Consider the following 25989-nt stretch of genomic DNA (forward strand, 5'->3'; position numbering starts at 1 on the left):
GCCCCCGAAGCAGCTTCGTGCTGCCCCGGTGACACCCTTTTACCTTCTACCTACTTGGTTCTTAAACCGTATAGCCAAAGCCCAGGATGGTGAAGCACTTCTCCTGATCCTCCGGCGCCATCCGGATCTCCACCACATGCTCCTCGCTCTGCTCATTCTTATACAGAATCACAGCATTGCAGTGCGTCCAGCTATTCACATGCGGATCTGCCGTCAGAACCAGCTTGCCGTCCACATAGATCTCCGCCTTGCCCACATCCGGGCTGCCCGAATCCTTGAAGACCAGGATCAGATTCTTGCTGGTGATTGTCAGCCTGAAGCGATCCTCACCGGACGCAGCCGTGTGCATCCAGTTATGCGGAAATTGCGGAGTGCCGAACGGGTTGGCATCCATCTCCACCTGCTGCAGCTCCTCATCCGTACGTTCGAAGCCTCCTGCTTCAATAGCAATCGCAGTACCTGCGCTGCCCAGATCACTTATGCGGTCCAACAGCCGGACCCGGGCAAAATCTTTGCCGAGCACAGGCGCTCCCGTCAGCGTATCCTCCCCCTCTTCATCCATCCCCGCCCGGGCGGTTTCGGAGAACAGGTAGCCCAGGGAGTCCGCCATTACGCGGTGCCCATCATTCGTAGGGTGATAGATATCGTAGAAGAATTGCCGCTTGGAGATGATATTTCCTTCGGCCTTGCTCAGCCGGAACTGCTCTGTTACTGCATCTTTGACACTGACCATCGGGAGGTTATAGCGTCTGCCTACCGGGGAGAGGCGGTCCTGCAGGTTCCAGTCGTTCACGAACACACTGAACAGCAGGATGACGGCAGGCTGGCTTTCGGCAGACAGGATTTTGAGACAGAGACTCTCGAAGCAGTTACCCTTCGTCTCGTCTCCTTCATCATTCACAGCAAATTCCACCACTACGATGTCAGGAGCGGCTGCGCCATTCCTCAGCACATCCCGCTCATAGCGGATCATCCCCAGCTCGGAGGGCGTCCCGCCAACCCCGGCCTTGATGAAATGAATGTTCTCTCCTCCGTCCTTGCTGAATAGCTCCTTAAACCTCAAGTACGACTGATAAGCATAGCATTCTGTATGGATCGGCTTGGCTCCTGCACCCTGTGTGATGGACCCGCCAATATAAGCAATCGTTACATCCTCGCCGCTTGCTGCCTTGTCCATAGCTCGCTTCAGCCGCCGGTTATTGCCCGCATGCAGCTGGGACTTCGCAATCATCGCACGGTAAGCAGGCGACTCGAAGTCTACGGGAGGTTCCGCTGTCAGCTCAGGCACCGTGTACCCGTCATTCAGGTAGAGAACGATACTCGCTGTCGCCAGTTCCCCCTCCTTACTGAATTCAAAGGCGTATTTGCCGGGAGCCACATCCTCCTCAGACCACTCGTGCTCCTCCAGTTTCACTATGATTTCTGTACCATCCCCAGGACAAGGGACCCGCAGCTGCGTACCGGTCTCATACTTGCTGGTTCTGCCCCAGTTCTGCATGAGAAAAGTGACCGCAGCCCCTTCCTCCGCCGTCTTCACAGACACTCCAATGCTGTGCACCAGCTTGCGGAAGCCGGTCCAGTCTCTAAGCATCGCCAGCATCTGCTCATCCGTAACCCCGCCTATGTATTTGGCCTTATCGATCAGATAATTGCCTTCCAGATGGACCTCCTGCGAGGGCATGCCCTCCGCCAGGGCGGTTGCCTCAACCGCCGTCTCGAACATAACGAAGAAGCCGTCACGGCGCTCCACTGGATCTTGGGGTGCCGCCGGACCCTCCTGCCCGCCAAGCCCGGTACCGCTGCTATACTTTTCCATATCCATCAGCCTCACTTTGTCTGAAGGCGCTCTCACCCATCAGGAGCAGGACAGCTCTCATCCACCGCCATAGCCGCTCTTGACTTCAGCTGCGCCATAATAGTCTGCATCAACGATTTCATTATAGCCCGGGGCGCTGGAGCAGCTCAACGTACAACCTGAAGCTCTGTTTAGTTATTACAACAATTCGCTAGTTTGTCTCTATTGCAGCATTCCGGTGGAGATGAACAGAATCATATGCTCTTTGATCTTGTCCTGATCCAGCGGCTCATGGGATTTGTTCCATTCCGTAGTCAGCGCCAGATACATCCGCAGAATCATAAACGCCGCCACACTGGCATCGCAGGCCTTCACTTCTCCGTTCCCGATGGCCTCCTCGATCTGCTGCCGCAGGAAGTCCAGCGCATAGCCCTCCATCCGCTTCACGCCTTCGAGCGCCTGGGCCGTACCGATATCCCGTACCTCCTGGGCCAGCTTCACGAACAGCTCATGGTCCAGGCGGAATTCCAGAATGGAGTCCAGCAGATGAAGCAGTTTATGGACGAAAGAAGTTTGCTGCGCAGCCACACGGCTCATCACCGATGTTAATTCAGATGTGGCCTTGTCCAGAATTTCCTCGAACAGATCTTCCTTGGTTTTGAAAAAGGTATAGATCGTGCCCTTGCCTACATTGGCGATTCTGGATACCTGATCCATCGTTGTAGCTTTATAGCCGAATTGTACAAAGGACAGGGTTGCTGCCTGCAGGATTAACGCTTTACGGTCAATAGACATGGGTCATGCTCCTTTACTGTAAACAAGTGGAAATGGCTTCAGCGGGAAATAGAAGGATAATGTATAGCCTTATATTTTGAAAATATCACAAGCCTCCCCCTTCGGCAAGCCGCGCTTTCGCACAAAATGTCACCAAATGAGTATCCATTGCCGTTCTTTCTGGGGTATGATAGTAAAGATGCAATCACGAAACTAATTGTATGGATGGTGGAATATGTCTGAAATCAAAAAAACATCTAAGAACAAAAAAACCGTTGTAATTCTGGCCGCGCTCGTCGTTGTTATCGCTGCGGCTGTGGTAATCTGGCTTACAGTAGGCAATAACAAGACTGAAGACAGCCCTGCTGCTACTGGAACCGGCGATACGAAATCCCTGGAGCAGACGTTTTATATTTATGATACCGTCGTGAATATCAAGGTGTTCGGTAACACGGTGGAGCAGAAGAATATGGACGACATTCAAGCCATGCTGGAACGGATGGACATCGAGTTCAGCCGCACCAAGACGAACGGGGAATTGTACGCAGTGAATCAGGCCGCCGGTAAGGAAGCTGTTGCTGTGTCTGATGAAACGCTGGATATCGTGAAGCTCTCCCTCAAATATGCCGCGGAAATGGACGGCCTGTATGATCCGACGGTTGGCCCGCTTGTGGATCTCTGGGCGATTGGCGAAGGCGGAGATCATGTGCCTGACCAGGCGGCGATTGACAAGGCCCGCAGCTTAACCAACTATAAGGATGTTATTGTAGATGAAGCCGCGAAGACGGTGAAGTTAGCCAAAGAAGGCATGGTGCTGGACATGGGCGGAATCGGCAAAGGCTATGCGGCTGACCGGATCGCTGACTATCTCAAGGCTCAGGGCTTGAACAGCGCGATGATCAATCTCGGCGGCAGCAGCATTATCGCCCTTGGCAATAAGCCTAATGGTTCACAGTGGAACATCGGCCTGCAGGACCCCGATCAGAGCCGGGGCACCCAGCTCGGCACGATTAAAATTACGGATGAGGTCATTGATGCTTCCGGGGTGTATGAGCGCTTCTTCATGCAGGACGGGGTGCGTTACCACCATATTCTCGACCCGCGTACAGGCTTCCCATCCCAGAATGGGCTGAAGAGTATCACTATCATGAGCCCCAATGCGACAGATGCGGACGCTCTTTCCACCGGTGTGTTCCTTATGGGCCTGGAAGAAGGCATGAAATATCTCGAAGCGCTGCCTGAGAAGGTTGAGGCCTTCTTCATTACGGACGACAACAAGATCTATGCCACCTCTGAGCTGAAAAAACGGTTGAACCTGACCGATCCGACTTATAGCTTCGCTAATTAACGGAGTTTGGTGCTGATGTGACTAAGTAGCCTCCAGGTAAAATACACAAAAAGGTGCCTTCCACTCACGGAGGGCACCTTTTCTGTATGAATGTTTAGAGCGGGAGCTCACCGAACTCCTTATAATTCGTGAAAATATAGCTCGGCTTATGGTCCGTCCCTGGCTTACGCCCGCGCGGATTGTACCAGCAGACCCGCCAGCCTGCCGTAAGCGCCCCGACCACATCGTTGGTCCAGGTATCGCCTACATAGAGGCTGTTCTCCGGCGTCGTTCCCGTCACCCGGTTAACATGAGCGAAAATGGCCGGGTCCGGCTTCGCCAGACCGACCGCATCCGAGATGAAGATCATTTCCGGCGGAATGATCCGGTCGATCCCCAGCCCGCGCAGCTTGCCCATCTGGTGCTCCTGCGGCCCGTTCGTGATAATGCCAACCGGGTGGCCTTGGCTAATGAACCGCTGCAATTGCTCCGCTACGCCTTCGATCATCTCAATCGTATACTGGCGGGCAATATAGGAGGCCTGTATCTGCACAGCCTGCTCCCCGGAGAGCGGCAAGCCAAATTCGGCAAAAGCCAGCTCCAGCCGCATTACCCGCGTCTCCTCCAGCCCCATCTCCCCGCGCAGATACTTCGGCCACAGCAAATCACTATGATGTCTTACCGTGTAGAACAGCTCTGCGTAATCCAGCTTGTCCTCCTCAGGGGACAGCACCTCACGTACGGCTTCCCGGAAGGGAACCAGGTGGTCATACAGCGTATCATCCAGATCAAAAAACACAGCCAGCTTACCGTTTGTCTCCGTCACACTAACTCTCCTAACCCTGCCTTAGAAATATAAATAATAATTATAAAAGCTCTCGTCCCGCACGTATCCATGGGCTTCATATAAACGCTGGGCGCCTGTGTTGTCCATCATGGTGGACAGCGTCAGCCCTTTGGCTCCTGTCCCCTGGGCGAAGCCCTTCACGCCTTCAAGCAGTAATGAGCCCAGTCCCTGTCCCCGCTGCTCCTGCGTCACGAACAGATCATTCAGAATCCATACCGGCTGGAGCGTGACAGAAGAGAACGAAGGATATAACTGCGCCAATCCATGAACCTGCCTGTCTTCACCCTCACCGGCGACCGCCATGAAGACAACCGATTCCTCATGGTGCAGTCTTGCCGTCAGAAATTCCCTGGCAGCTTCCAGGTCAGCGGCTTGGCCGTAAAAACTGCGGTATTCATCAAATACCGGTGCAAGCTCCTCCACATCCTCAAGGCCCGCCCGTTCAAAGCGAAAATTCAGCAAAGGTACGCCCCCTTATTCCCTGGAATCGTAAAAGACATGACGGGCGGTAATTGTACCGTCCTCAATATCCATCAGACCGAACGAATACTGCTTCTCCCGGCGTTTGTCCGTAGGCGAGCCCGGATTGAACAGCAGAATCCCGTTCTCGCGGCGCATCAGCGGCTGGTGAGAATGGCCGAAGAGGATGCAGTCCACCTTCTGGCCTTCAAAGGCCAGCAGCGCATTCCCATCCGTTCCCTTGCGGGAATACGGTGCGTGTCCGTGAATCATTCCGATGCGCATGCCCTCTAGCGTAAGAATCTTACTCTCCCCGAAGCGCTCAATAATCTCATAGCCATCGTTGTTCCCGGCAATCCCCTCTACCGGGGCAAGCTCGGCCAGCAGTTCATAAATCTCCGGCGACACCCAATCGCCCAGATGCAGAATGATATCTACCTGGCTGAATTCCTTGATAAGCACGGATGGAAGCCCCTTGGCCCTGCTTGAGAGATGGGTATCCGAGACCACTCCAATCTTCATCTGCATTCTCCTCCTTATTCAAAATGGCTAAGAAGCGCGATAACTGCGGTTCCCAGCCATTTTTATGTTCAAATCCAAGTTTACGTTCTATCATTGTACGATGCTCTGAAGCGGGAATGCAAATTGAAGCTGCAGATCACCGTCCTCTGATCCTTCAGCCATTTTCCATCACAATCCTCACTCCGTCCAGTTCCACAGCCGTACTTCCCCCACCTGGAGGTGACTCACCCATGAAGCCTCACGCAGCTTCAGCAGCTCCTTGACCGGCCCGGTGACAACGGCTCCATAGAGCTTCACTCCGTTCTGCTCCAGATAGGCTACGGAGGCATCTAACTGATTGATATACACCGCTCTGCCAGCGAGTGTCTGATGCTGCTGCAGCAGCTTAAGGGTCTTGATGAAATTGGCATCCCGCACGGCTCCGCTACCATATGCCTCAATTGAAGGCGACACGCTGCTGTAAGAGGAGGTGGAGCTGAACCAGCCTGTTTTTTCCTTGGTGACCGCGGATTTCTTCATATCATCAGCGTGCCACATAGGCTGATAGGGGAATCCAAGCGGATATATGACCACATCATCACGAATCCCGGTTCCGGTATCGGCACCGAACCAGACAGGCTGAAGGTTCAGCGGCTCCAGTTGTTTCAGCAGCTCATCTGTGGTATATAAATGGCCGAGTGACAGATATGCCTCGGCAACCGTACCTTCAGGAAGCTTCGCAAGCCTCTTCCACTGATTATTATCATCCCCTCCCCCGGCAGTCCCCTCCGCAGACGGATAATAGAACACTTTTCCAGACCCGTTCCGCTCATCCATCCAATTAAACTTACCAATATTGGCCAGTCCGAGATGGAGATCCTGGGTATAGCTGCCCACCTGTATGCTCTCGCCGCCCACCTGCTTCAGCAAATTCCCTGATAACTCCAGCCGGAAAAAATAATGCGCAGCCGATGACAGCCGTACCGTAGTGTTGGGACGGGTAACAGCAACCGCTGATTCTACCACATCACGGTAAGTGTCACCACGCTCTCCGGTGCTGTAAAAGACTGCTGTAATAATGCTGCTGATGACCGTAAATAGCAGAAACATCGAAAATACAGTTAACGTGTTGCTGATCCGTGCCTTCCATTTGCCCCGGCGAATAATGGACTTCTCTCTTCGCTTCTTCTTCGCCTTCTTCAACCCTGGAGCTGCGCTTCCTTGCCCATCCGTCTTGGTCCAACTCCCGGTGGCCGGCCCGTCCTGCTCCTCCCGTTCCATCTGCTCCTCCAGATACAGCTGATACGCCTCAAGCTTCGCAAGCTCACTCTCCAGCTCCTCATGCTCTTCCTCCGGGAGCGTGCCCTCACTGTACCGGCGCAGCTTCTCTTTGAATTCCTCACTCATGCTCATTCCTCCTCCGATCCGCCTCACGCAGCTTCTGCCTGGCGCGGAATACGAGTATCTTGTATTGGGACAAGCCCACCCCCATAATGTCAGCGGCTTCCTTATAGCTCAGTCCGTGTACATCGTGCAGCAGCAGGGCATGACGCTGCCCCTCCGGCAACTGGCTGAGCGCCCGCGCGGCTTCCTCCCAGCGTTCCTGCTTCAGCAGAGTGCCTTCCGTCGTCTCCGGGTGGGGCAGACTGCTGAAATAAGTGCCTTCCTTTGCCTCACTCCGCTTCTCTTTGCGCGTATAATCCACGAATGCATTATATGCGACCCGGAACAGCCACGGCTTAATCCGCTCCTCCCGGCAATCCTCCAGATACAGATACGCCCGGTAAAAGGTATCCTGCATCAAATCTTCAGCCGCATGATGGTCCTGGCAGAGGGAGCGCAGATAACGGTAGATGTCAGCAACATATTGTTCATATAGTTCATCCAGCGAATTCGGCTCCATCTCCTCCCCCCTTACTCCATCCACGTATGAGAATGCGAAAAGTTACATTCCAGCACAAAATTTCCTGAAATCATCCATTTTGCCCGCAAGCAAAGTCCTTCTTCCCCGGAGGGGGCAGTGGTGCAGAATCCGCTAGGTTGCAATGGGCCGAGGGGCGATGTGCGGGGGCGAGCGACCCCTTCCACTCCCGTTGCGGACTGGAGATCTCTTATTTGGCCGGAACACAGCATTTCGCATGTCTGGCGGACTCAGATGCCATTAAGTCCCTTCTCCGGCCTCCTTTTACGCTCCACAATACAATATAGGGACTCCTGTGGGATTAGAATTGAAAGTAGACGACAGTTAACGGACGGAGGGATAATAAGGGCAACGGAGGTGCATCCCTATGGGAGAAAAACGACAACGGTACAACGAAGAATATAAGAAGCAAACGGTAAAGTTCATTCAAGAGCAGACGAAGAGCATAGGGGACATCGCGCAAGAGCTGGACATTCCGAAAAGTACGCTGCACCAGTGGATGGGGAAATACCGGGAGCTAAAGAATGAACCGGTAGCCAGTATGGATCGGGTACGGGAACTCGAAGCCGAGCTCCAAGAGATGCGCCGTCAGCTCCAAGAGAAAGACAGTCGACTTGCCGATACAGAGGAAGAATTGGCAATCGTAAAAAAAGCAGTGCACATCTTCAGCAAACCAAGGAATTAAGATTCCAGTTTATGAAGGACCATCGCTCCGCATTTCGCTTGGAGAAGATGTGCAGTACCCTACAGGTATCCAGGAGCGGATATTACAAGTGGCTGAACGCCAAAGCCAGTGTGCAAGCCCTCCGCAAGGCTGCTGTTATGGAGCGAATCCGGTACCATTTTGACGACCATCAAAAACGGTATGGAAGTCCGAAGATCACCCGCCTGCTGCATCAGGAAGGCTATACGGTCACGGAACGCACAGTGAGTGTGTACATGCGAGAAATGAAGCTCCGCTCTATTGTATCTAAGCCATACCGAGTGCAGACGACCGATTCCAAGCATAATAATCCCATTGCACCAAACACACTGAACCAAGAGTTTAAGGTGCTTAAGCCCAATACCGTATGGGTCACCGACATCACGTATATCCCTTGTCGTGGAGGTCGCTTATACCTAGCTAGCGTCATGGATCTATGCACGCGAGAAATTGTAGGGTGGCGGCTGTATAACCATATGGAGACGAGCCTGGTCTTAGACGCGCTGCAGGCGGCGTACACGGCGAAGCGACCCGGCGAGGGCCTACTGCACCACTCTGACCGAGGGTCTCAATATACCTCAAAAGAATATGTCGACCAACTAAAGACATACCACATGAAATCCAGCATGAGCCGTAAAGGAAACTGTTACGATAACGCCTGCATTGAGTCTTGGCACAGTATTTTAAAGAAAGAGCTCATCTACTGTAATCCGCGCTTCAAAAACCCGGAACAGGCATATGATGCTATTTTCCAATACATTGAGTTCTATTACAATCGCAAGCGAATGCACAGCTCACTGGGGTATCTTTCCCCCGCCCGCTTTGCTAAGCAATTCACTAAAAAATCCGTTGCGTAACAGTCTACTTTCTTGACAGAAGTCCACTGAGTCCGTTACGAGCAGAAAAGGCATCTTTTTCGCCAAATAACGTCCTCTGTGTCCGCATAACTCCCCAGATAACCCCGAAACCTCTAAATTATAAACACCGAAGCCCAGCAGCCAGTAACGGCGGCAGAGCTCAAATCCAGCACAAAGGGAGCCTCCCGGCCCCCTGTATGCTAACTCTGGCGATTCATTCCCCAGCCTCATTCGCGCTGGCAGCCTGCTCTCCACGTATCTTGTTCAATAAAAGCCGATGCTGGACGAAGCGTCCTTCATCCATTCCCGTTTGCGGCCCTTGTCCAGCTCGCCGCGCATGCCGCGCACAAGAAGCTCCACATCTGCCGTGCCGTTCTCATGCCATTCCAGTGCAGCACTGACATACAGCTCGCCGAGCTGGGTCAGGGAGAAATCCCCGGTCAGACGCGCAGCAGTGGCTGTGCCTTCCTCACCTGCAAAGGCAGAGAAGCCGCGCAGCTGCAGATATTCAAGGCGCAGCGCCTCGCTTGGCATCTTGATCTCATAGGCCCGGTCGAAGCGCCCGGCGCGGTTCATGAGACCCGGGTCGATTTTATCCGGATAATTGGTCGTGCCGATCAGGAAGATTCCCTCCTTGGAGGTGGCCCCGTCCAGCGTGTTCAGGAAGAAGGAGCGCACCTCCTGCGGCATGGAGTCGATATCCTCAATCACGAGCACCATCGGCGCCAGCCGGGCCGCAGCCTCGAATACCTCATTCACTGATTCGCTGCTCGTATACTCTGTAATCTGCCAATAGAGCACCGGTCCCGGCACGCTTCCGGCAATGGATTTGACCAGCGTGGTCTTACCGTTGCCCGGATGCCCGTAGAGCAGAATCCCCCGCTTGTACGGGATATCATAGGTTACATAGAAGCTGCGGTCGCTGTCGAAGAACTGGTCGAGCGAGCGGTAGATCTCTTTTTTGATACCGGCATCCAAAATCACCTCTTCACGCCTAACCGCACGCGTAATCGGCTCATCCTCCCGGGAAATCCCGTTGCGCCGGTCGGTGAACACTGTCACCTTGTTGATATTTTGCTCCCGCTGACGCTTGCGCACATTGCCAAGGAAGAACTGCAATTGCGCGTCCGATGCGGCAAACACATAATCCTGAAAGTTAATCCCGTTCTCCTGAAACACCGGAACCCGTGCCAGGGCAATGCCCATCGCCGGATAAGCGAGCACATTATTTCGGACCGACAGATGGATATGATACTCCGGCTGCTCCTTCTCATCATCGAACACGAAGGTCCGGTCCTCCAGACGGTCAAAAATCCGCGCCACATGCTCCACACCGGCATTCCCGCTCTGCACATCGTTCTCCAGCAGCTTCCAGTATTCGCTGTTGGGATCATCGCTGGCATACAGCTCATAACGGACACCGTACCGGGTGTAGAGGGCTTCAAGGATGCCGTCCACCAGACGGGCGTACACATCGTAGCCTTTGATAATTCCAGCTCTTTCTTCATCATATTCATAGATTACAGCCGGTTTCTTGTTCTCCTGCTCCATCCTTATTTTGTCCCCTTTATCGCTGCGAGCGGCTTGCACTTGGCCACCACGGCAGCCAGGCCGGCGCCCGTAACGCTTTCTATGATCTCATCTACATTCTTATAGGCTTGGGGAGATTCGTCAATAATAGATTCCAGGGAATGCTGGTTCACAACAATCTCATCTTCCGTTCCCACCTTCATCGACCGGGAGAATTCCTGGACACTCACCAGCCGCTTGGTAGCCGAGCGGGAGCGGATACGTCCTGCACCATGGCAGATGGAATAATAATTCTCTTCCCCGCCGGGCTGGCCGACCATGATATAGGATGCCGTACCCATGGAGCCGGGAATCAGCGCCGGATGTCCGGTCTCCGCATAAGGGCGCGGATTATCCGCATGTTCCGCAGGCAGAGCGCGGGTGGCTCCTTTGCGGTGGACGAACTTGCTGCCTGAGGAAGTCTTCTCTTCCCAGGCGTAATTGTGCATCAGATCGTAAAGGGTACGCAGCTCGCACTTCGTGCCGAAGACGTCCCGGAAGCCCTCACGGACTCCATAAGCGATCAGATGACGGTTCACCACCGCATAGTTCAATGCCGAGTACATCAGATTAACATAGCGCTGTGCCTGCGGATGCGCCAAAGGCGCATAGATCAGGCGCGGATCAGCGCTGCCCAGCCCCAGCTGGCCCATGACCTTGGCGAACGCCGGGGTGCAGAACTGATTGACCATGCCGCCCCAGGCCCGTGAGCCGGAGTGGATCATCACGGCAATCTGCCCGTCCTTCAGCCCCCAGGCTTCGGCTACTTCCCGCTGCTCCTCTGCGATCTCAATCGCCTGAATCTCCACGAAATGGTTGCCGCCGCCAAGAGTTCCGAGCTGGCGGTGGCCCCGGTGCCAGGCCAGGTCAGGCAGCTCATTCAGAATCTCTTCATCGAAGCCGAGCTTGCTGATCTCCACGTGGGATAGAGCACTTGATTTCTTCGGCGTGTAGCTGTCCGGGATATATTTGTTCGGCAGGCCGTGCAGTCCCTTGCGTACGATATTCTCCAGACGGATATCACTGTAATGGCCGCGCTGCTGGGCTTCCATCGGCAGATACTTCTCAATGGCGCGGACCAGCTTGCGGCGCAGCTTCACTTCACGCAGATCATCCATATGCAGGTTGGTTAGATGCACGCGCATCCCGCAGCCGATATCGCTGCCCACAATGGATGGCGACACATAGCCTGATTCGGCATCCCAGACGGCGGTTGTACCAATGCAGGTTCCGACGCCGACATGCACATCCGGGGTATAGCTCATATACTCGATGCCGGGAATCTGCAGATTATTATTAGCCATCTCCAGGACCTTGTAATCCAGCGTGCCGAATAATTGCTCACTGGCGTAGATTTTGAGGTCGCCGCCCGGAAGGGCCACCTCATGTTTATAGCGGGATATCTCCTCCGCTTGGTACTTCATGCTATTCATATCTATTTTCATTTCCTCTCAGGTTGGGTTTCTGGTTTGGTTCCATAGGAGTCCAGCAAATTTCGAGTTTCCAGGTACACAAAAAAGAGCCGCAGACCAGTTCTGATCATGCGGCTCCCGGCGCGCTAAGTGCAGCTTCCCGTTGAAGCTTGCACCTGTTCAAAGCACACCTGTATTCAGTTCAGACATCAGCAGCAATACCCTGCGCATTATGTCTTCCGGACGAAGGCGATGAGATCAGATCGTACATATGCGGTTGTCAGGTGATCCTGCTGTCTGTTCCGTTTATTTGTTCCAATCATGACCCGTCAGCCTCCCTTCTCTAAATGATAAACCCAATAATATATGGCCTTGCAGCAGATTGTCAACCCTGATTCTGGGAAAGAATTATTTTACTTAAATTTGGACCAGTCCTGATTGCTGTTCTCCAGCAGGTGGCCGAAATCGTTTTCCAGCCGCTTCTGCTCCGCCTTCCGCTTATCCTCAGCTGCCTTTAGAACAGCCTCTTTCTTGTCACGTTCTTCTGCCTTGAGCGCATCGGACTGCGCCTTTAGCTTCTCCAGAACCTCACCGCTCAGCATATCCTTCAGGGTTGCCGGGGCATCCGCCTGCGCAGGGCGCGGGGCCGGTGTATTCTTCTTCTTTTTTGCCATGGGAATCATCCTTTCATGCGGCTATAATCCTTCAAATTTGTTTTAGGTACAGGGAAATTCGTTTATAATGTACAGTAAGAGGTGAGCCTAATGAAATCCACAGAGTTATGTCCAAGATTACAAAAAAGCATGGATATTATCGGCAGACGCTGGACGGGCTTAATCATCTATCAGCTGCTCTTGGGCCCCCAGCGCTTCGGGGAAATTGAGTCCTCGCTGCCTGTCAGCGGCAGGCTGCTGTCCGAACGGCTGAAGGAGCTGGAGCAGGAAGGCATCGTACTGCGCGAGGTGTTCCCTGAGACCCCCGTCCGCATCCAGTACTCGCTTACAGGCAAAGGCCGGGCGCTGGAATCCGTCATCCGCGATCTTCAGGTCTGGTCGGAATCCTGGATTACGGAAGAGGAATGCCGTTCCGCCTTCAGCCCTCCTCCGCAACCTCAATAAAGGACTGTCTTTTTATATATTTACAGCTTGCGGCCAATGATGACCAGATCGCGGGGGATGCCGTCAAGCACCGCGACTCCCGGCAGAAGTCCCCACTCCTTGAATTCGAACTTCCGCAGCAGGGCGAGGCTGGGCTCATTATGGCCGAATACGAACCCGACCAGATTCTGCAGCCCAAGGCGCGGACATTCCTCCACTGCCTTGGCGAGCAGAATACTTCCCGCACCGCTGCCGCGGAATTTCTCATTTACATAGACACTAATCTCTGCTGTTCCATTATAAGCCGGACGTCCGTAGAATGACTGGAAGCTGAACCAGGCCGCGATTTCGCCGCCCTGTCTCAGTACCCACAGCGGCCTGTGATGGCTGCTATGCTCATGGAACCATCCCACCCGTTCCTCCACGCTAACCGGTTCAAGATCCGCAGTTACCACTCTTCCGGCAACCGTCGAATTATAGATCTCCACAATTGCTTCCAAATCCTCTATTACTGCATCCTCTATACTGTAAGCCTGCCAATCCATGCTGTATGTCCTCCTAATTGTGGTATGAGCATCCGTAGAGTAATTATACTCCAAGCCGGTCTTATTACGCAGCAGCTCTATAGTTGCAGCACTGCTGAAACAACGCTACAGAAGCAGCATTACTCAAGCCCTGTCTGCTCCAGACTCCACTTCCATAATTGTACGGCCGCTTCTGTATCCTCCGCCCGTGGCGTCAGTTCCTTGATCTTGCGGCGGTAATAATATTGCCCGCTTACCCCGTCCAGCTCCGGCGCAGTCGCCAGCAGGATGGCCGTATCTGCCCCCTGCTCAGGCGTCAGGAAGAAGCGGGACAGCAGCTTCAGCACTCCGCGCCCGAAGCCGGTCTCCCGGTTCACCCCGATACTCGTCCCCACCGCCCCCGGATGCAGACAATTCACAGTAACCCGGGTATCCTTCAGACGTGCAGCCAGCTCACGGGTGAACAGAATATTCGCCAGCTTGGAGCGGGCGTACGCCTTCGCCGGATTGAAGCCGCGGGATAACGTATGGTCCTCCAGATACAGCTTCCCAAGCTTATAGGCTCCCGAAGCCACAACCACAATCCGGCCCTGAGCAGCAGCCTTGAGGTTATCCAGCAGCAGGCGGGTCAGCAGAAAATGCCCCAGATGATTCACGCCCAGATCCAACTCGTAGCCATCTGCTGTCAGCTCACGCTTCAGCGCGACCACCCCTGCGTTATTGATCAGAACATCCAGTACCGGATATTCGGCAGTGAACTCCCCGGCAAAAGCCCGAATGCTATCGAAGGAAGCGAGATCGCACAGCATCAGCCGGATCTGGCTGGAGCCGCTCTGCCGCACCGCTTCGGCAAGTGCCTCTTCTCCCCGCTTAAGGCTGCGGCAGGCCATAATGACAGTTGCTCCCCTGCGGGCCATTTCTACGGTTGTAGCCAGCCCCATCCCGGAGTTCGCACCGGTGATCAGCACGGTTTTGCCTTGCATAGACATCCTCCCCTTCCTCGCCGGCCGGCATAGCTCAAGCACCGGCCTAACCTTACTCCATATCCGAGTATATGCGCTAAGCTCATGTTACATCATTTCAGAGAGTTAACATAGTCTTCGTCCGGGATGTGCAGGCTTCAGGATTATGAATTATAATAGGAACATTGCTGTTCAAGCGTGTAGATGAAAGGGGAACTATTGAAATGAATGCAGCTCTGCAACAACTGGAGCAGGACATGACAGCCGCAAGCCTGGATGCCCTGCTCGTAACCGATCCCAAGCATGTGTACTATCTGACGGGCTTTGCCAGCAACCCGCATGAACGTTTTCTGGGCCTGCTGCTAATCCGGGGTGAAGAACCGGTGCTGATCGTTCCGGCGCTGGACGCCGAAGCCGCGCATGCCGCCTCCTCGGTGAAGACGATTCTGACACACAGCGACACGGACAACCCGTACGCTCTGCTGAAGTCACGCTTCGGCAGTGTTAGTCCGGGCAGCATCGGCATCGAGAAGGAACACTTCTCCGTCAGCCGGTATGAACTCCTCGCAGAAGCGGTCGCCGCCGGTTCCTACCAGGATATCGGCCATCTGCTCCGGGCGATGCGCGCGGTCAAGACTCCGGAGGAAGTGCGTATCATGAAGCATGCCGCCGAGCTGGTGGAGGAGGTTCTCCGTCTGGGTCTGGCGCATGTCAAAGCCGGAGTCAGCGAGATTGAACTGGTAGCGGAGCTGGAGTATCTGATGAAAAAAGTCGGCGCCTCCGGCCCCTCCTTCGACACGATGGTGCTGTCCGGTCCGAACACGGCCCTTCCGCACGGCGTACCGGGCGAACGCCTTATTCAGCCGGGCGACCTGCTAATGTTCGACCTGGGTGTGTATGCAGGAGGCTACGCATCCGATATCACCCGCACCTTCGCGGTGGGAGAAACGGACAGCAGACTGCGTGATATATATAGTACTGTGCTTGCCGCCAATGAAGCGGGCATTGCCGCATCCGTGGCCGGAGCAACCTTCGGTTCTGTCGACAAGGCGGCACGTGATGTGATTGACGCCGCAGGTTACGGGGAGTACTTCATGCACCGTGTCGGACACGGGCTGGGCATGGACACCCATGAATATCCTTCGCTGCACGGGCTGAATACGGATATTATCCAGAACGGCAACGTCTTCACCATAGAGCCGGGAATTTATGTGCCGGGTCTCGGCGGTGTGCGCATTGAGGATGATGTGCTTGTCACCGCCGAAGGTCCGCAGACGCTGACCAGCTTCCCCAAAGAATGGACTGTGCTTAATCTGTAATTTTTGCTGAGCGTTCAGGAAGCTTCAAGTTAGCGCGCGAGTCCGCTATACATCACCGCACACAAAAGCCCCAGTCTCCCGGATCTTCGGGGGCTGGGGCTTTATAAAAATATAAGAATTTATAGGTTTCCTCTACAAATTTTCCTTCTATTTCTCGCCGAAACGGTACCGTCCTTAAAAAGGACAGCAATGCCGTTTCCACTTGTCGGGAAGCTTAGTCCCGGATAACAGGCTTCTGCTCTTCTTCGGCAAATTTGAAGGAACGGCCCAGATACAGCACCGGTGTGCCGGCGGCCGTGAGGATGAACTTGGACAGGTAGGTGGTCAGCAGAATCTCGGTCCACACCTTCATGTCGTAGGTTCCGGCAAAAGCAATCGTACAGAAGATCAGCGTATCGACAAAGGAGCTGATCATCGTGCTGCCGTTCGAGCGGATCCATAGCTGCTTAGAGCTGCCGTAATACTTTCGTATCCAGGCGTAGAGCCGTACATCCAGGAACTGGCTGATAAAATAAGCGGTCAGACTGCCCAGCGCAAGTCTCGGCATCAGGCCGAATATCGTCTGCAGCGCGGATTGGGCAATGTCCGTCTCCTGCGGCTTGAACACCAGCACCATCTGCATAATAACAGTAGTCATGAGCAGCGTGAAGAAGCCGAACCACACAGCACTCCGGGCTTCAGCCCGGCCGTACCGCTCATTGAGCAGGTCACTGGTCATATAGAGTGTGACATACATCGTATTGCCCAGCGTCATTACGATATCGAACGGCATCGCAATGGTCTTGGCGACCTGGATATTAGCGACTACGGTCGCCATACCGACCCAGGCGTAGAGTCCTTTTTTACCGAATAAGCGGTAGCACAGCAGAAAAAACACAAAATTAACGACAACAAAACAAACGCCCCACAACAAGTTAAACATAATGCCTGGTATTCCTCCTAGTTTTGGTTACGCGGGATGGTTACGAACCGCGGATCACAGTAGTTAAGAAACAAAACATAACTACTCTATCACATACAAAGCTAACATGCTATGAAATTTTAAATTTTCAGGAAAGCAGCATTTCGTTGCTTCTTTTTGGCGAATTGGTGATAGAGTCGTTAAATATTCAGCTTTTTCTGAAAATAATGCAGCATATAGCAAATTTTCACTATTCAACCGGAGGTTAATTCTATAGAATATGGAGATTAAGATGCATTTCACGTAAAAAGGAGCGAATGCCATGTTTGGCTTCAAAAAATCAATTAGCCGCAAGTTTACGCTGTTGCTGTTCGTCGTTCTGCTACTCACTTCTCTTACGTTGAGTATCAGCTTCTACATTATATCTATCGGCACCATTAACAGCTATGTCATTCCGCAGATCGACAAGTCTCTGAGTGCCGCCGCCCAGGATGCCTATAAGAACCTGAATGCAACCAGTGCGCAGCAGACCCTGAACAAGAATGAGCAGGCCAGGACCAATGTCGAATTCTATCTGGAGGATAAGCGTAAAAAGCTGGATGTGGATACTATCTTCCTCATCAATCTGAAGGATGGCCAGGCCACCGTCCTGACCGCAGATCATGGTGCCAAGCTCAAACCGGATGAAGCGATAGAAGTATCGCCTGCCATGGAGCAAGCCTCCAAAGGAAAAACTGGACTTAGTGAAATTTATAGTGATAGCCACGGTATACATAAAAGTGCCTATGTAGGCGTTCCCGGAACGACAATGATTGTGGCCGCAAGCGCCGATATGGATTTCGTCCAAGACAAGATGAGCAGCATCCTGTGGACAAGCGCAGGAATTACTCTGCTGGCGCTGGTGGTAGGCGTCACTGCCGCAGGCTTCATGAGCCGCAAAATTACCCGCCCGATCACAAAGCTTGCTGCCTACAGCAACAAGCTGGCAAGCGGCGACTTCACCGAAGCGCTCACCCTTAAGGGTACCGATGAAGTCGGACAGCTCTCTGAGAGCTTCCGCATCATGAGTGAGCGCCTGAAGGAGATGATCGGACATGTGCTGGATACCTCAGGGACAGTTGTGGCCGATTCCAATGATCTGAAGACGCGTGTCCAGATCCTTAATGAGATGGCTGAACATTCAGCGGCCTCTGTGGAGGAGATCGGCAAGGGCAGTACCATGATTGCCAGCAGCGCGATGGATAACTCCCGTGCGATGGATGAGATCAATATGGGCATCCAGCATATTGCCTCCGCCGCCGGTGAGGTCACCGAGCAGATCAGCGAGGCTTCCACCGAGGCCCAGAGCGGCAATGATATTGCCCAGAGTGCAGTGGAGCAGATGCGCCAGGTAGAGCAGGCCTCCGAACAATCGCTGGAGCAGTTCCGCCTGATGAACGAACGCTCGCTGATGATCGGTGAGGTCGTGCAGGGAATTACCGAGATTACCAAGCAGATTCAGATGCTGTCGCTTAATGCCTCCATTGAGGCCGCACGTGCCGGGGAGCATGGCCGCGGATTCGCTGTGGTGGCCGGGGAAGTGCGCAAGCTCTCCGAGCAGTCTAAGGAATCCAATGAGCAGATCCGTGAATTCCTGATGAGTCTGCAGGCGGATATGAACCAGTCCGTATCCGAAATGAACCATGTCAATGCGGAAGTGGCTTCCGGGATGAACAAGGTGGTCGAAGCCGGCAATGCTTTCAACCACCTGCTGATCCTCATTCAGAGCATCAATCACAGCATCCAGTCCGTCTCTGCCGCCACTCAGCAGATCTCGGCGGGCACCGAGGAAGTCAGTGCCTCTGTAGAAGAAACGGCGCAGATTACCGCCAAGTCGCAGCAGAACGCAGACGCACTTGCCGGCAACTCGGCACGCCAGCACGAGGAGCTGGAAGGCCACGCCCTGACCGTCGAGCACCTCTACCAGCAGGCCGTGAAGCTGCAAAAGGCCGCTCAGCAGTTTAAGATTTAAGGCTGCCGGGAGCAGGAGCCACGTGGAGATATAGCGAGCGCGGGAATGCTGAAGGCTGCCGAGGGAATGCGGGAGTACTGGGAGCCTGCGACCGCTGGAAAGGCTGGAACTGCTGGGAACCTGCGACCGCTGGAAAGGCTGGAACTGCTGGGAACCTGCGACCGCTGGGAAAGCTGGAACTGCTGGGAACCTGCGACCGCTGGAAAGGCTACATCAGGAGCGCAGGTCGCTAATTGTGGAAGTGTGACACAGGATTTAGTTGGATAAATGTATCCTAATTCGGCCAGTTTAGGCCGTTTAAGGATTTTAATTGGATAAATGTTACTTGTTTTCGGGTGAATTCTCTCTTTTCGGTAATTCCAGCTTTTTAAGTGCCTATTTTCCAACTACTGCTTGGTTAGCTGTCTCTGCTGCACGAACAAGTGACGAAAATCCAACTAATCCGGATGCCGGAATGCTGAACCTGACGCCACCCATCCAAACCAATTAACTATATACAAGCTACTAGCTAATAGAAAAAGCAGTTCCGGAAGCCACGAGTATTCGGCCTTATGGAACTGCTTTTGTTATGGAAAGGGCTTGATCAGTGTCTTGGCGCCCATAAAATGACGGATACCCCGATGACGCAGATGCCGGCTCCGATCCAGTCGTAGAGATCCGGCGTCTTGCGGTCCACCAGCCAGCCCCACAGTACAGCCAGGATGATGAATACTCCGCCATAAGCGGCGTACACCCGGCCAAACGAAGGAAATTTCTGCAGGGTCGGGATTATACCATAGGCGATCAGGATAACTGAGCCTGCCAATCCATACCATAACGGGCGTGATTCCCGCAGCCAGAGCCAGACGAGATATCCGCCGCCGATCTCAGCGAGACCAGCTACAACAAACAGCAGCACGGCAAACAGCATTGCTATTCTACCCCTCCCGGCAGACCCATAATTGCATATACTGCAGCCATATTCAAATGGGACTCTACGGCATCTGCCAGCCGGTCGAATTCCTGCTCACGGAGTGCAGCAGCCGAGAAAGTGGCGGTCAGTGGTGCCAGTCCCTTGGAAATGCGCAGTCCGTTCAGCCAGCTCCGGCGCAGAGCATCGTTATGAAACAGCCCGTGCAGATAGCTGCCCCAGACTCTGCCGTCCTGGGTCCCCCAACCCTCCGGTACTGCCTGCCCTTCCGGTCCGGCCAGTGTAAACAGACTAAGAACCGAAGTCGGATCGTGGTTCGTAGTTGTTCCCATATGTATCTCATACCCGGCAACAGGCAATGCTTCCGGTGTTACGCCGGTGGCTGCGTCGCTTAAGCACAGGGGGTGATCCGCAGCCAGCCCGCCGCTCACCCGCACCGTAGTCTTGTGCTGGAGAAAAGCTGTCGAGAGCGGCAGATAGCCCAGCCCCTCGCTCTCTCCCGGCTCCGCACTCTCTACGGCATGGGGATCAAGCAGCTTCAAGCCCAGCATCTGATACCCGCCGCAGATCCCGGCAAGCTGCTGCGTTCCCCGCTCCAGTGCACGCCCGATTGCAGCCGGAAAACCCTGCTCGCGCAGATATTGCAGGTCAGCAGCGGTGTTTTTCGTGCCCGGCAGGATAATGACATCCGGTGTTCCAAGCTCATCTGCCGACTGCACATAACGTACGGTAGCATCCGGCTCCTCCTCCAGCGGATCGAAGTCGGTGAAGTTGGAGATCCGCGGATAACGGATGACTGCGATATCAAGCTCCTTCGCGGACTCCTCCCGCTGGCGGCCGGACGTTCCTCCCAGTACTACGGAATCCTCCGCCTCAATCCGCAGCTGCGGCAGGAACGGCAGCACCCCGAGTACCGGGATGCCTGTGCGCTCCTCCAGCCAGTCCAGTCCGGGCTGTAACAGGGAGACATCCCCGCGGAATTTATTGATGATGAAGCCCTTGACCCGGGCGCGTTCATGCGGCTCCAACAGCTCCAAGGTGCCGACGAGGAAGGCGAAGACCCCGCCCCGGTCAATGTCGGCGACCAGCAGCACAGGCGCATCTGCCCAACCGGCCAGATTCATATTGACGATATCCCGGCTCTTAAGATTGATCTCCGCCGGACTGCCCGCACCTTCCATCAGCACAATATCATAGGCCTCCCGCAGCCGTCCGAGCGCATCCATTACGGTGTCCTTAGCTTCGGGAAGGAACTTCTCGCGGTATTCCCTCGCGCTGAGTGCGGCATGCGGCACCCCGTGCACGACAATCTGCGCACTCATCTCCCCGGAGGGCTTCAGCAGAATCGGATTCATATCACTGGTAGCCGTAATGCCGAAGGCTTCCGCCTGCATCCCTTGGGCACGGCCGATTTCTTTACCGTCCGCTGTGACATAGGAATTCAGCGCCATATTCTGCGACTTGAACGGGGCAGTCCGGTAGCCGTCCCGGGTCATAATCCGCCCGATGGCGGCGGTGACCAGGCTTTTGCCGACATCGGAGGCCGTCCCCTGGATCATCAGCACAGCACCGGACCGCCGCAGACCGGCTTCCGCTGCCCGGTCTGCGCCTGTGTATACGGCTGTATCTTCCATGTTCATCTTCCTCCTCTATTCAGACTACATTTTTGCGGGGGAGGACTCCAACTTCTTTAGGGGGATATGGAGCATCCAGTCCACATCCCCCTGCGCCTGCCCATTGTGTCCGGTTTTCCGCACACACTCTGAAGTCTTCTCCCTTTCCAATCCGTGCTCTACCTAACTCCGGCTAATTCTGAAGGTTTTCTCTTTCACCGGCGGCTTGTATGGAGAGCATTGTTGCACTTCTTGCAGGATTTCTCTAAAAATGTTACTGGCTGTGGGAGCATTGTGTTCGGTTTTCGCATACATTTGTCCCAAGGATTTCACATTAAGTCGTTTAGGGTTCATCATGCCCACCCGCTGGTGTAAATCTGATTATGCATTAGTAATCATCAGATTTACACTTGTGAGCATCGATTAAATTATCGCTTGCTGAAAGTCCGCCGTGCCCCTGTTAGGGGTGCAAGAATACATCTATCACTGATTGTTCGCTACGGGCGCGGCGCGAAACGGCGCATAAATGCTGCGTAGGTACTGCGCACAATTCAGACGAACCCGGATGCGGGCAGTTGCCGAGCGGCCCGCTAAGGCAGATTGTGCTGGGCCAGTACCAGCACAAGCAGGACCACCGTCTCCAGCAGCTCGCCCAGCGCGCCGTAGACGTCGCCGGTGAGCCCTCCGAGCCGGCTGTTGATGCGCCGCGCAGCGAGTCTGCCGCAGGCCGCCGCAGCCAGAGGTGCCAGGATGGCCGCAGCTGCCAGCAGCGGCCAGGCCCCGCTGCCCGCGCCCAGCGCCAGAGGCGCAGCGGCTGCGGCCAGTGTCAGCAGCGCGGCGCTAAGACCCGCGCGCCGCTCCTGCCGGGCAGGCAGCCCGCCGAAGGTGGCGGCCAGCCCTTCATTGCCGCGGGCCAGGGGATAGCGGGCCATCGCCCGCACCATGTACCAGCGGCCCCAGACCGGCGGCAGCAGGAGCAGCGGCAGCAGACTGAAGCTGCCGCCTTCGAGCCATGCCGCCAGCAGCGAGGCCTTCAGCAGCAGGAGCAGCACGCAGGCCAGCACGCCCATAGCGCCGACACGGCTGTCCTTCATGATCTCCAGCATCCGCTCCCTGGAGCGGTAGCTGAGCAGCGCATCGGCGCTGTCCATCCAGCCGTCCAGGTGCAGCCCGCCGGTCAGTCCCACCCACAGGATGAGGGTGACGACAGCGGCAGGCCAGGCCGGCAGCAGCCAGCCTGCTGCGGCGGCGCCCAGTGCGGTGCTAAGGCCGATGGTCGCACCGACGAGCGGGTAATAGACCACGCTCGCACGCAGCAGCTCCGGCGAGAAGTCTTCCTTGGTGCGGACCGGAAACCGCGTCAGGAACTGAAACGCAGCCGCAGCATTTCCCCGCTCACTCACAGGAGATACTCCCGGCTTCTCAGCTCAACCGGGATTCCGGCAGTCACGAGAAAGACCTGCCCGCACCGGGAAGCCAGCCTGGCGTTCATTCTTCCGGCCAGATCACGGTACAGCCGCCCCAGCGCATATTCCGGCACAATGCCGCCACCCACTTCATTTGTAACCAGAATCAGCGTGCCCTCGAAGCCGGAGACGGCCTGCTCCAGTTCGGCAATTGCAGCCTCTACTAATTCCTGCCTGTCGCTCATCTCCTCCACAGCCAGTAGCTGATTCGACAGCCAGAGCGTCAGGCAGTCCACCAGCACAGTCTGGCCGCTGCCGGAGAGCTGCTCCAGCAGCGCTGCGAGCTTAAGCGGCTCCTCCAACGTCTCCCACTTGAATCCGTCCGCCTGCCGCTGTTGCCGGTGCAAGGCAATCCGCGCCTCCATCTCCGCATCAAAAGCCTGTCCGGTTGCCACATAGACCGCCTGCTGCGAGTCAGCCAGCTTGCGGGTCAGACGCTCGGCGAAGCCGCTTTTACCGCTGCGTGCCCCGCCCGTGACCAGAATGCTCATACGCTCTCCGAGCCGGAGACGCCTGCACTCTCGAAGGTCGCCATCTCACGCATAATCCGGCAGACCGCTTCGATGAAATGCAGACACAGCGCCCCCCCGGTGCCTTCGCCCAGCCGCAGGCCCATATCAATCAGCGCTTCCAGACCGAGGCGGTCCAGCATCAGCTTATGCCCCTGCTCACCAGAGACATGGGAAGCGATCATGTACGCTGTGGATTCCGGCGCCAGTGCCCGGGCGATCAGGGCTGCCGCCCCGGAGATGAAGCCGTCCAGAATGACCGGAATCCGCAGGGCCGCCGCTCCGAGAATCAGCCCGGCCAGCCCCGCAATCTCAAGCCCCCCTACCTTAGCGAGCACATCAACCGGATCAGCGGGGTCGGGGTTATTTACCTGTAGGGCACGTTCGATTACCGAGATTTTGTGCTGGAGCCGCTCATCGTTAATGCCTGTCCCCCGTCCTGCCGCCGTCTCTGCCGGAATGCCTTCAAGTGCGCACAAGACCGCCGCACTGGCTGTCGTATTCCCGATGCCCATCTCCCCGGTAATAAAAATCTCCGTGCCGTTCTTCACCGCCTCCTGCGCCACATGAACTCCCGCCAGAATCGCGCGCAGCGCATCCTCCCGGCTCATTGCCGGACCTGCTGCCATATTGTCTGTGCCCCGGCGGACCTTGCGGTTAATCAGCTGCGGGTGGTCGATATCGCCGTTGATCCCGATGTCCACGAATTGTACCTCAGCACCGCCTTGACGGGCCAGCACATTCACAGCCGCCCCGCCGCTGAGAAAGTTATAGGCCATCTGCATGGTCACCTCCTGCGGAAAAGCACTGACGCCTTCAGAGCAGACCCCATGGTCTGCGGCCATAACCACTACCGTTCGTTTGCTGTAGCAGGGCTGCTCTACTTTGGAGATTCCGGCCAACCGGACAGCCAGCGCCTCCAGCCGCCCGAGGCTTCCGGGCGGCTTGGTCAGACTGTTCAGGCGGAGCACCGCGCGCAGTGTAGCTTTTTCGTCAGGCGGAGCAATCCGTCCGGTTACGTCTTGAATGGCTGAGATCATTAATAATGCCTCCTATTAGATATAAATAGTGCGAAAGCGGACTCCCGCTGCAAGAATACATCTGTGTCTGCTGATCAGGTTACGTTGAAGTTGTTTAACAATCATTGAAGTTTAAATCCGCAAGTATTGCAGGCAACCCAAAAGCCCCCTGCTACGAAGAAGGGGGCTCCTGATCCGGCGGCGGGCCGGAATGCTGTTTCAATCTCCCTATTTCTTCCTGTTAGGATTATAGGGGATATGAAATCAACTTACAATTAGATTTTTAACTCTCATGAAGCCTTCCAGCCGCTCCAGCGCTTCGGTCAGCTTCGCCGTAGAAGCGGCGTAGGAGCAGCGGATGTAGCCTTCCCCTCCATCTCCGAACACATGACCCGGCACCACGGCAACCCCTGCCTCCTGCAGCAGGCGCATGGCGAACTCTTCTGACCCGAGCCCGGTGCGGCTGATCGAAGCGAAAGCATAGAAGGCCCCCTGCGGCATATGGCAGGACAATCCGGCGGCCCGCAGGCCCTCTACGATCAGCGAGCGGCGTTCTTTGAAGCACGCCTTCATCCGCTCCATATCCGGGAGCGCACTGCGCAGCGCCTCGACCGCAGCAATCTGGCCCGGCAGAGGGGCGCACATGGCGGTGTATTGATGAATCTTGAGCATGGCCGAGAGCAGCTCACGGTTCCCGCAGGCATAGCCCACCCGCCAGCCCGTCATCGCAAAAGCCTTCGAGAACCCGCTGATCACCACCGTCCGCTCCTGCATCCCGGGCAGGGAAGCGATGCTTACATGCTTGCTGTCGTAGGTCAGCTCGGCATAGATCTCATCGGAAATGACGATCAAGCCATGCTCCTTCACCACTTCAGCCACCGGCAGCCAGTCCTCGTAAGTCATAACCGCTCCCGTAGGATTGCTCGGAAAATTCACCATCAGCAGCTTCGTACGCGGCGTTACCGCCTTACGCAGAGCTTCGGCAGTGAGCTTGAACCCTTCCTCCGCCGTTGTCTCCACCGGTGCCAGCGTCCCGCCGTTCAGGTAGGCGATAGGCGCGTAAGCAACATATCCCGGAGAAGGAATCAGAATCTCATCCCCGGGAGCCATGAAGGCCCGCAGCGCAAGATCCACTGCTTCACTGCTGCCCACCGTGACCAAGATTTCATCCGCTGGATCGTAAGCCAGACCGAAGCCGGTCTGCATATAGCCCGCAATTTCCTCCCGCAGCTCCGGCAGTCCGCTGTTAGAGGTGTACCCGGTCTCCCCTCGATCCAGCGCACGGATGCAGGCTGCTCTTACCTGCTCGGGTGTAGCGAAGTCCGGCTCACCTACTCCAAGTGAAATAATATCGTTGTTACCCGCAGCCAGATCAAAAAAAGCCCGGATGCCCGAAGGCGGAATCTCTTGTAACCGCGGATTAATTATATGACTGTGCATAGGGCTGTTGACTTTATCTATAAGCAGAGCGATATTGTCCCTTCTCATCGTGC

The 25989-nt window shown here is 55.3% G+C and carries 25 protein-coding genes; 6 read left to right on the plus strand and 19 right to left on the minus strand.

The window, feature by feature from the left end:
* Positions 1 to 61: 61 nt before the first annotated feature.
* Both MKX42_RS27230 and MKX42_RS27235 read right to left on the minus strand, forming a co-directional pair.
* Positions 62 to 1816 (minus strand): SGNH/GDSL hydrolase family protein, encoded by a 1755-nt coding sequence (locus tag MKX42_RS27230; RefSeq protein WP_340756083.1) that lies wholly within the window; start codon positions 1814 to 1816, stop codon positions 62 to 64.
* A 201-nt stretch (positions 1817 to 2017) separates the two neighbouring features.
* Positions 2018 to 2590: a TetR/AcrR family transcriptional regulator gene (locus tag MKX42_RS27235; protein WP_340756085.1), complete on the minus strand. Its 573-nt coding sequence runs from the start codon at positions 2588 to 2590 to the stop codon at positions 2018 to 2020.
* Between the two features lie 214 nt (positions 2591 to 2804).
* Between MKX42_RS27235 and MKX42_RS27240 the strand changes: the two genes are divergently transcribed.
* Positions 2805 to 3917 carry an FAD:protein FMN transferase gene (locus MKX42_RS27240; protein WP_340756087.1) on the plus strand — a complete coding sequence of 371 codons (1113 nt, stop codon included), beginning with the start codon at positions 2805 to 2807 and terminating at the stop codon, positions 3915 to 3917.
* Positions 3918 to 4011: 94 nt separating this feature from the next.
* Here the strand turns inward: MKX42_RS27240 and MKX42_RS27245 are convergent, their stop codons facing one another.
* From MKX42_RS27245 to MKX42_RS27265, 5 genes are all read right to left on the minus strand, one after another.
* On the minus strand, positions 4012 to 4722 hold the full coding sequence (locus tag MKX42_RS27245) for an HAD family hydrolase (RefSeq protein ID WP_340756088.1): 711 nt from the start codon (positions 4720 to 4722) through the stop codon (positions 4012 to 4014).
* A 21-nt stretch (positions 4723 to 4743) separates the two neighbouring features.
* Positions 4744 to 5205, minus strand: a complete 462-nt coding sequence (locus MKX42_RS27250; RefSeq protein WP_340756090.1) for a GNAT family N-acetyltransferase — start codon at positions 5203 to 5205, stop codon at positions 4744 to 4746.
* Positions 5206 to 5217: 12 nt separating this feature from the next.
* Positions 5218 to 5724 (minus strand): metallophosphoesterase family protein, encoded by a 507-nt coding sequence (locus MKX42_RS27255; RefSeq protein WP_340756092.1) that lies wholly within the window; start codon positions 5722 to 5724, stop codon positions 5218 to 5220.
* Positions 5725 to 5901: 177 nt separating this feature from the next.
* Positions 5902 to 7110 (minus strand): anti-sigma factor, encoded by a 1209-nt coding sequence (locus MKX42_RS27260; protein ID WP_340756094.1) that lies wholly within the window; start codon positions 7108 to 7110, stop codon positions 5902 to 5904.
* On the minus strand, positions 7103 to 7606 hold the full coding sequence (locus MKX42_RS27265; protein ID WP_340756097.1) for a sigma-70 family RNA polymerase sigma factor: 504 nt from the start codon (positions 7604 to 7606) through the stop codon (positions 7103 to 7105). The genes MKX42_RS27260 and MKX42_RS27265 overlap by 8 nt, the downstream gene beginning before the upstream one ends.
* Before the next feature lie 385 nt (positions 7607 to 7991).
* Here MKX42_RS27265 and MKX42_RS27270 point away from each other — a divergent pair, with 385 nt between their 5' ends.
* Positions 7992 to 8309, plus strand: coding sequence for a transposase (locus MKX42_RS27270; protein WP_340750981.1), 318 nt, complete (start codon positions 7992 to 7994; stop codon positions 8307 to 8309).
* 11 nt (positions 8310 to 8320) lie between these two features.
* Entirely contained in the window at positions 8321 to 9184 is an 864-nt protein-coding gene (locus MKX42_RS27275; protein ID WP_339311273.1) for an IS3 family transposase, read from the plus strand.
* 264 nt (positions 9185 to 9448) lie between these two features.
* Here the strand turns inward: MKX42_RS27275 and MKX42_RS27280 are convergent, their stop codons facing one another.
* The 3 genes from MKX42_RS27280 to MKX42_RS27290 all read right to left on the minus strand — a co-directional run bounded on the left by MKX42_RS27280 (position 9449) and on the right by MKX42_RS27290 (position 12839).
* The gene (locus MKX42_RS27280; RefSeq protein WP_076159168.1) at positions 9449 to 10735 is read right to left on the minus strand and encodes an ATP-binding protein; all 1287 of its coding nucleotides are present in this window, start codon (positions 10733 to 10735) and stop codon (positions 9449 to 9451) included.
* 2 nt (positions 10736 to 10737) lie between these two features.
* On the minus strand, positions 10738 to 12186 hold the full coding sequence (locus MKX42_RS27285; RefSeq protein WP_340756099.1) for an RtcB family protein: 1449 nt from the start codon (positions 12184 to 12186) through the stop codon (positions 10738 to 10740).
* 392 nt (positions 12187 to 12578) lie between these two features.
* A complete protein-coding gene (locus MKX42_RS27290) occupies positions 12579 to 12839 on the minus strand; it encodes a YqkE family protein (RefSeq protein WP_340756100.1) in 261 nt (86 codons plus the stop codon).
* Between the two features lie 90 nt (positions 12840 to 12929).
* On the opposite strand from MKX42_RS27290, the gene MKX42_RS27295 reads away from it, so the two are divergent.
* Complete coding sequence (locus MKX42_RS27295) at positions 12930 to 13283, plus strand: winged helix-turn-helix transcriptional regulator (protein ID WP_340756102.1); 354 nt, start codon at positions 12930 to 12932, stop codon at positions 13281 to 13283.
* A 20-nt stretch (positions 13284 to 13303) separates the two neighbouring features.
* Here MKX42_RS27295 and MKX42_RS27300 read toward each other — a convergent pair whose 3' ends face one another.
* Together MKX42_RS27300 and MKX42_RS27305 are read right to left on the minus strand one after the other, a co-directional pair.
* On the minus strand, positions 13304 to 13807 hold the full coding sequence (locus tag MKX42_RS27300) for a GNAT family N-acetyltransferase (protein ID WP_209991601.1): 504 nt from the start codon (positions 13805 to 13807) through the stop codon (positions 13304 to 13306).
* 119 nt (positions 13808 to 13926) lie between these two features.
* Complete coding sequence (locus tag MKX42_RS27305; RefSeq protein ID WP_340756104.1) at positions 13927 to 14769, minus strand: SDR family oxidoreductase; 843 nt, start codon at positions 14767 to 14769, stop codon at positions 13927 to 13929.
* A 203-nt stretch (positions 14770 to 14972) separates the two neighbouring features.
* Here MKX42_RS27305 and MKX42_RS27310 point away from each other — a divergent pair, with 203 nt between their 5' ends.
* Positions 14973 to 16067 (plus strand): M24 family metallopeptidase, encoded by a 1095-nt coding sequence (locus MKX42_RS27310; protein WP_340756106.1) that lies wholly within the window; start codon positions 14973 to 14975, stop codon positions 16065 to 16067.
* 214 nt (positions 16068 to 16281) lie between these two features.
* On the opposite strand, the gene MKX42_RS27315 is transcribed toward MKX42_RS27310, so the two are convergent.
* Complete coding sequence (locus tag MKX42_RS27315) at positions 16282 to 16989, minus strand: queuosine precursor transporter (RefSeq protein WP_339254300.1); 708 nt, start codon at positions 16987 to 16989, stop codon at positions 16282 to 16284.
* A 301-nt stretch (positions 16990 to 17290) separates the two neighbouring features.
* Here MKX42_RS27315 and MKX42_RS27320 point away from each other — a divergent pair, with 301 nt between their 5' ends.
* On the plus strand, positions 17291 to 18979 hold the full coding sequence (locus MKX42_RS27320; RefSeq protein WP_340756108.1) for a methyl-accepting chemotaxis protein: 1689 nt from the start codon (positions 17291 to 17293) through the stop codon (positions 18977 to 18979).
* 583 nt (positions 18980 to 19562) lie between these two features.
* Here the strand turns inward: MKX42_RS27320 and MKX42_RS27325 are convergent.
* The 6 genes from MKX42_RS27325 to MKX42_RS27350 all read right to left on the minus strand — a co-directional run bounded on the left by MKX42_RS27325 (position 19563) and on the right by MKX42_RS27350 (position 25984).
* Entirely contained in the window at positions 19563 to 19889 is a 327-nt protein-coding gene (locus MKX42_RS27325; protein WP_340756110.1) for a YnfA family protein, read from the minus strand.
* 2 nt (positions 19890 to 19891) lie between these two features.
* Positions 19892 to 21448 carry a cobyric acid synthase gene (locus tag MKX42_RS27330; RefSeq protein WP_340757850.1) on the minus strand — a complete coding sequence of 519 codons (1557 nt, stop codon included), beginning with the start codon at positions 21446 to 21448 and terminating at the stop codon, positions 19892 to 19894.
* Positions 21449 to 22092: 644 nt separating this feature from the next.
* Positions 22093 to 22905 carry an adenosylcobinamide-GDP ribazoletransferase gene (cobS, locus tag MKX42_RS27335; protein WP_340756112.1) on the minus strand — a complete coding sequence of 271 codons (813 nt, stop codon included), beginning with the start codon at positions 22903 to 22905 and terminating at the stop codon, positions 22093 to 22095.
* Complete coding sequence (cobU, locus tag MKX42_RS27340; protein ID WP_340756113.1) at positions 22902 to 23459, minus strand: bifunctional adenosylcobinamide kinase/adenosylcobinamide-phosphate guanylyltransferase; 558 nt, start codon at positions 23457 to 23459, stop codon at positions 22902 to 22904. The genes cobS and cobU overlap by 4 nt, the downstream gene beginning before the upstream one ends.
* The gene (cobT, locus tag MKX42_RS27345; RefSeq protein ID WP_340756114.1) at positions 23456 to 24517 is read right to left on the minus strand and encodes a nicotinate-nucleotide--dimethylbenzimidazole phosphoribosyltransferase; all 1062 of its coding nucleotides are present in this window, start codon (positions 24515 to 24517) and stop codon (positions 23456 to 23458) included. Before cobT ends, cobU begins: the two co-directional genes overlap by 4 nt.
* 243 nt (positions 24518 to 24760) lie before the next feature.
* Complete coding sequence (locus tag MKX42_RS27350) at positions 24761 to 25984, minus strand: pyridoxal phosphate-dependent aminotransferase (protein ID WP_445669394.1); 1224 nt, start codon at positions 25982 to 25984, stop codon at positions 24761 to 24763.
* Positions 25985 to 25989: the final 5 nt, after the last annotated feature.

The sequence above is a fragment of the Paenibacillus sp. FSL R7-0204 genome (assembly GCF_038002225.1).
Lineage (GTDB): Bacteria > Bacillota > Bacilli > Paenibacillales > Paenibacillaceae > Paenibacillus_AQ.